At 50.4% G+C, this 2,862-nt stretch carries 1 protein-coding gene and 1 pseudogene; one reads left to right on the top strand and one right to left on the bottom strand.

Annotated features, from left to right (window positions below; all coding sequences use genetic code 11):
• Positions 1 to 230 precede the first annotated feature (230 nt).
• The gene (locus tag BBW68_RS12415; RefSeq protein ID WP_245675264.1) at positions 231 to 2,270 is read right to left on the bottom strand and encodes a replication endonuclease; all 2,040 of its coding nucleotides are present in this window, start codon (positions 2,268 to 2,270) and stop codon (positions 231 to 233) included.
• 318 nt (positions 2,271 to 2,588) lie between these two features.
• On the opposite strand from BBW68_RS12415, the pseudogene BBW68_RS16915 reads away from it, so the two are divergent.
• Positions 2,589 to 2,862, top strand: a pseudogene (locus BBW68_RS16915) (IS1595 family transposase); the annotation flags it as partial.

A 2,862-nucleotide genomic window follows, 5' to 3' on the forward strand; every position in this document is an offset into this window, starting at 1 on the left:
AGGACAGCCCCTAGTTTTTTTCCTTCGCGCTTATCTCACTGACATGGGCTATTTTTGCCAGTAGTTCTATGCGCTCCAGCTTTGCTGATGCCTCTAAGATATCCATGCAGCCTCCCCAAAAACAAAAAAAACACTGTATAAGCATACAGTACACCTAAAAGCACGATATGTGAAATGATTATTCGTGCAACCATTAATTTTGATTTTACATATCACAGACTTACAGACTATCACGGCCAGCCAGGCCATTGCTCATCTTCCGGATTATTCCTCTTTTCCTGCAATCTTCCCTCCCTATAAATCAGGGCTGAACGCCCAAATTTTAGACCGCCACCCCGCTTCAGAATGTCGATCTCTTCTTCCGTTCCGGTAAACCCTCGCTGGTTCAGTTCCAGTTTTAACCGTCTCCGGGTTCCTCCCTCCGTACAGTTATTGACAGAACTCGAACTCGAACTCCAAGGGGCGGCGCTGCCGCCAGAAAAACCCGCCTCCGCTGGCGCTTCGGCCAACTTCGCAACCTTCTGCCACTTAACCAGACGGGTGCAAACTTCGGAATCAAGGATCAAAGGCGAATAGATACCCTGCACACGCTGAACATCTTCTGCGTACTCGTTACCCTGTTCAGTGATTTCATAGGCCAGACGAACGACCAGATCGCGACGTGCAACCAGTGCGCCACCCTGCAACTGTGTATAGGCCGCCCAGTCCCCTACATCAGCAGCCGCCAGCACTGCATCCATGCGGCTATCAGTCAAGCGCTGATCGCCCAGGCGGCGCAACTCACGCCATACAGTCACAGGCGCACCACCAATTTGCTGAAACTGACGAATACGCCAGCGGGATGCCCAGGCCGATACGGATTTGGCCATATCTCGCAGGTTTTCCCCGGTTTCTTCATCCTGCTCGCCATCGAGCGCAAAGCCGTCGATATTTTTTGAGATGTATTTAGCGATATAGCCTGTTGCCGACCCTTTAGCGGGATCGATAGGCTCAACGTGAAAACGCGCTTTAAGCGCGTTGGGTGTCTGAAGCTCTTCTGAATCGGCAATCCTGGCGTGATAGCAAAGGATATCGCGTACCGCCTCAACGTCATGCGGTTGCATAAACAGCAACATATGCCAGTGCGGTGTCCCGTCGTGGTGTGGTTCCACCACACGAAAACCAAAAACATGAATACCGGCACGGGAGATCGCCGCGCGTGCTTTTGCCCAGACGTTGCATAAATAACGCTGCGTGTCCCGTGGGCTTAATCCGTTCCACTGAGACACAAAGCCGCCCTTACTGTGTACAGCGTGATAACGTGAAGGCGCAGTGATTGTGTAAAACTCGCCAGCCAGCCCCTGTTCATTGGCGATATCTTCAAACCCACGCATACGCACCATCAGTTCACAACGACGTATTGCCGGGTTAGCAACGCTGCGGTGTACCATGCTGTCCAGTGCAATGCGGTTTCCCTCTTCGTCCATCAGATCAAATTTTTTGAAGAACTCCAGATTACGTTTCTTCTGCTCAACCCATTCGCCCAGGGTTTTACGTGATACGTAGGCGCTGGCAGATTTTTGCACCTGGCCAACGGCGATGGCCAGATGTTCACGTTGCAGATCACGGGCACGCTTAAGGCGCTGATACCACCATTCCGGTGCCATGAGTCGCAAAATACCGGACTCCGCTTTTCGGTTTTCCAGGTAGCCATCATTGGCTTCATGTTCTGCCCAGTAAGGCGGTTGATTGTTCAGCATAAGGGAAAGCGAACAAAGGTTGCGGTAAGCCTCCAGCGTGCGCTGGCGCATTTCACGTTCGTCTTTTGGTTTGCCCTTCAGCGTGTCGGTGAAGTCATAAAACATCTGAGCCATCCAGCCAGAGACCTGGCCAGACAGCTTTTTGAGATCGGTACGGTCAAGCGATAGCAAACGCTGCAATGATTTGCCAAAAGGGAGATCGAATACATCAGCGGCCAGCTGGTAACGCGCAGCCACTTTCCGCAGACGTGGCAATACATTCTCACCGATTGTTTTGCGCAGGAATGTATTGGCACGGCGACGGCCGTCACGACCAGCAAACAGCTTTTCGTAACGGTTGCCAAAATACCCGGCTAGCCAGTCGGGTATCTCATGAAGGAATTGTGAGCGCCATTCGTAGTCCTGTGGGTTAACTGCCCACAAACGGCGCTCTGTGATTGTCGCATTCGCTGGCGTTCCGGGCGCAAAGGTATCACGCCTCCAAGCATTGACGGTGTGATGATTTCCTACCAACAAAACATTATCACTCACAGTAAACCACCTATAAAAAGCAATACATATCTAAAACGGGGGGCTATTCCATCATGTATCTTCTTATGATTTTCTCTTTGATTACATGGCATTAGTCATGTAGCCTCATGCAAATTGAGTGTGAAAAAGGTACTGTTATGCAACATAAAATATTCAAGATGAAAGACAGCTTAAAATTGCCCTCATACGATTCAGCCATTGCTGCGTGGCTTGAAAAACAGCCGGAGTCCCTTCCTGGCGTTCCATATAAGATCCTTATTTGCAACGAGAATGTTTTTGGGGCTGTCCTAGATAACTAAGATCATCTAGGATAGTGCCATGAGAAAAAGCAGACTCAGTCAGTACAAACAGGAACGGTTACTTGAACAGTTTATTGCAGGCTCCACAGCCCGTATTGCCGCAGAGCTGGTTGGTGTCCACAGGAACACTGCTGCATACTATTTTCACCGCCTCAGAGTGCTGATAGCCGAGCACGTAGATAGGCACTCCTGGTTTGATGGTGAGATTGAACTGGACGAAAGTTATTTTGGTGGTCGTCGTAAAGGTCAGCGTGGCAGAGGTGCTGCCGGAAAAGTGCCTGTTTTCGGGCTTC

It is taken from the genome of Candidatus Erwinia dacicola, assembly GCF_001756855.1.
GTDB lineage: Bacteria > Pseudomonadota > Gammaproteobacteria > Enterobacterales > Enterobacteriaceae > Erwinia > Erwinia dacicola.